The following is a 3062-nucleotide window of genomic DNA, read 5'->3' on the forward strand; positions in this document are numbered from 1 at the left end:
GCATACCATAGGAAGAGAAGGATGTACACAATCACTCCGACAATAGCATACAAGATAAATTCAATATTTCCTTGCGTTGCTCTCCCAACTAGAAAGGCAAGTATTTTTTCAAGAGGTCCTTCTAATGTAGAGTGTGTAATTAATTGTGTGCTAGCAATTCCAGTTGGGAACGCTCCCACTGCGATTGCTGTCTTCGTAACGAATGGAGCAATAAGTGTTCCTGATAGTAGAAATAGCGGTAACAAGCAAGCACCAATGACAATCATCCGAATCAGTTTTCCGCGTGTTACAACCAATAAGGCAGGTGTAAGACCCATTGCAATGATTCCTCCTAAAGGAAGGATTCGATTACCGTGAAGAAGAATTGCTTCCACTAGCATGATAGGTGCCAACACATTCGCTGCAGCCCATATCTCAGCTCGTCCAGCAATGAACGGCCAGTCAAGACCGATATTAAATGTTCTGCCCTTTAAGTACTTGCTTGTAAAGTTTGTAATCCCTTGCGAAAGCGGTTCCACCGCAGCGATAAACCAAGATCCGATGGAAGAGAATAACTCTAAACACACACCAGCCGTAAACGCGAGTGTAAACGTTGCTTTTGGCGTTTGATGAGAGAGAATACCGATTAATAAGCCAAGGTAAATCCCGATAGCAAATTTACTTCCCCAGAAACCAATCTTCTTATTCAATTTCGCTGCATCAAAATCATATTTATCTAAAAACGGAAGGAATTTATCGAAAAACTTATCAAACAGCATAATCACCGGGTTTAACATATAGTTCATATGCGTTGATGTCATCGGATTCGAACTAGGTGCATGTAATAAATCATTGAATGTAGGTTTCATCAAGTCAGAGTTTATGATTTTCATAACCCCAATTAAAACAATAAGAAGAGTCGCTACCAATAAGTTATTACTATAATACATAACTAGTAATCCTGTAATTGAAAGATGCCAAATATCAAATACGTCAACATCTAATGTATTCGTTTTCTTTAACATTAACATCACGAGATTTACGATAACCATAATTAGCAGAAAATATAAGGTATAGGCCGAACCCCATGTAATGGTTGCTAACGGCGCCCATCCTACATCTGTTATGGAAAGATTAATGCCGGTTGACTCTACGAACGCTTGCAGTGCCTTAGAGAATGCCCCAGTTAAAATATTAATGATAGCACTAATCCCCGTTAAGGCGATGGCAAGCTTTAATCCACCTTCAATCGCCTTACTTGGCTTCACTTTCACAAGAAGAGCAAGCAATGTTAAGATGATGAACATCAGGGGCGGTGCACCTAAATCCAAAATCGGTTTAAATAGCGTATTTGAGAATTGAATCAATGTTTGCATGAAAAATCCTCCTCCGGTCTTATTATCTTATTTGTTTAATTGCTTCTTCTAACGCATTAAATACGGGAGTAGACATAACTGGAATTCTATATAAAATCGGTCCTGCCTCTACAACTGGAATGTTTATTTCAAACCCTGTATCCGTAGCCGAAATTGGTGTGAATATATCATACTTTCCCATCATTTCTTCCGTAATATCTTTCACCATTACAGCATCCACAAGTACTTCATATCCTCTTGAACTCATTTCTTCTTCAATCGCAGATTTGATTTGATGACTTGAATTTACTCCTGCTCCACAAGCTGCTAATATTTTAATCATACGGTTTGCACTCCTTCGTTTGAATTTAGATAATCATATATTTCTTGAGCTGAACTCAAAGTAGATAACGTTTTCATATGGTCGTTTTGTGTAAAGAACGCCATTAAGTTAGATAAAATATTCGTTTGCCCATTCTTGTTGTGATTTAAGATGAAAAAGAAATGGCTTACCTTTAGCTCTTGATCAGGTGCAATCATATTGCGGAAAACCAGCTCTTCTGGCGTTCGCACGACAATTACCTTTTGCGTATTACAGAATTCGGTTTCGGTATGAGGAATGGCAACATTCGGCACATCCGCTCCCACTACACTTAAATCTAAGCCGGTTGGAAATGCTTTTTCCCTTTCCTTAACGGCCTCCACATAACCAGATTTCACTAAACCCTTCTCCAGTAAGATTTCCCCAACCTTCGTAAACAACTCTTCTTTTGATGTTGCGTTTATAAATAGAATAAGTTCCTTATGGAATAGTTCAGATACACCCACTAGATTCATCTCCTTTCATGTCCTATTTAATAATGCGCGTCACCCGGCTGTAGTAATCCGCTAACTGATCGCTAATGCCAGAATCCGTGATGATAGCGGTTACATTCATTACCTGATAAAAGGTAAAGAAGGCTTGTAAATCAAATTTCGTACTATCCGCTAACACATATCGCTCACTTGCATTATCTAAAATAATGCGGTTACCAAGCCCTTCCTCTTCATCAGCCGTCGTCACATTCAAATCGCAAATACCATTTGTTCCTACAAACGCTTTCTTCACTTTCACTTCACTTAATAACTTGTTTGCAAAATATCCTGTAAATGTACCCGTTCTAGCTCGGTAACGTCCTCCACTTAGCACAACATCGTAATTCGGATTGTCTTTGCACTTATTAAACACCGTAATCGAGTTCGTTATGACATTTACGTTTGATGCTTTTACATAATCAAAAATCATATCATTTGTAGTACCAGAACCAACAAATATAATGTCATTATCAACAATTAGCTCTGCACATTTTTGTGAGATTTGTCTTTTTTCCTCAACATTTATACTCTGTTTCTGTGTATGCGATAATTCTGTATAGGTAACTGCATTTATTTTCCTTGCCCCGCCAAACACCCGATTAATCAATCTGCGTTCTTCTAGTTCCTTTAAATCCCGCCGAATGGTCATCTCGGTCACCTGCAAGGATTGTGCAAGTTCTGATACTTCCACGACTTGCTTCTTCTCAACTTCACCCAGAATAAGATGTAAGCGATCCTCTTTTAACATTTTCCACCCCTCCTTTACATTCCTCCCTTTTCCTTTATGTTCTATATTGTTCTTTTTTGTTTACGAATTCAATATACAACGTTCTTTTCTTCCTGTCAATTATGTTTTTTAAATTTTTATCATCG

The 3062-nt window shown here is 38.2% G+C and carries 4 protein-coding genes; all 4 read right to left on the reverse strand.

Features of this window, described 5'->3' with window-relative positions; genetic code table 11:
• A partial coding sequence (locus AC11ZT_RS09125) for a PTS galactitol transporter subunit IIC (protein ID WP_484059298.1) occupies nucleotides 1-1355 on the reverse strand: 1355 nt, incomplete at its 3' end.
• 22 nt (nucleotides 1356-1377) lie between these two features.
• Nucleotides 1378-1677: a PTS sugar transporter subunit IIB gene (locus AC11ZT_RS09130; protein ID WP_484059299.1), complete on the reverse strand. Its 300-nt coding sequence runs from the start codon at nucleotides 1675-1677 to the stop codon at nucleotides 1378-1380.
• On the reverse strand, nucleotides 1674-2162 hold the full coding sequence (locus AC11ZT_RS09135) for a PTS sugar transporter subunit IIA (protein WP_484059300.1): 489 nt from the start codon (nucleotides 2160-2162) through the stop codon (nucleotides 1674-1676). The genes AC11ZT_RS09130 and AC11ZT_RS09135 overlap by 4 nt, the downstream gene beginning before the upstream one ends.
• Nucleotides 2163-2184: 22 nt before the next feature.
• Nucleotides 2185-2937, reverse strand: a complete 753-nt coding sequence (locus tag AC11ZT_RS09140) for a DeoR/GlpR family DNA-binding transcription regulator (protein ID WP_484059301.1) — start codon at nucleotides 2935-2937, stop codon at nucleotides 2185-2187.
• Nucleotides 2938-3062 lie beyond the last annotated feature (125 nt).

This window comes from Ectobacillus sp. (assembly GCF_056992975.1).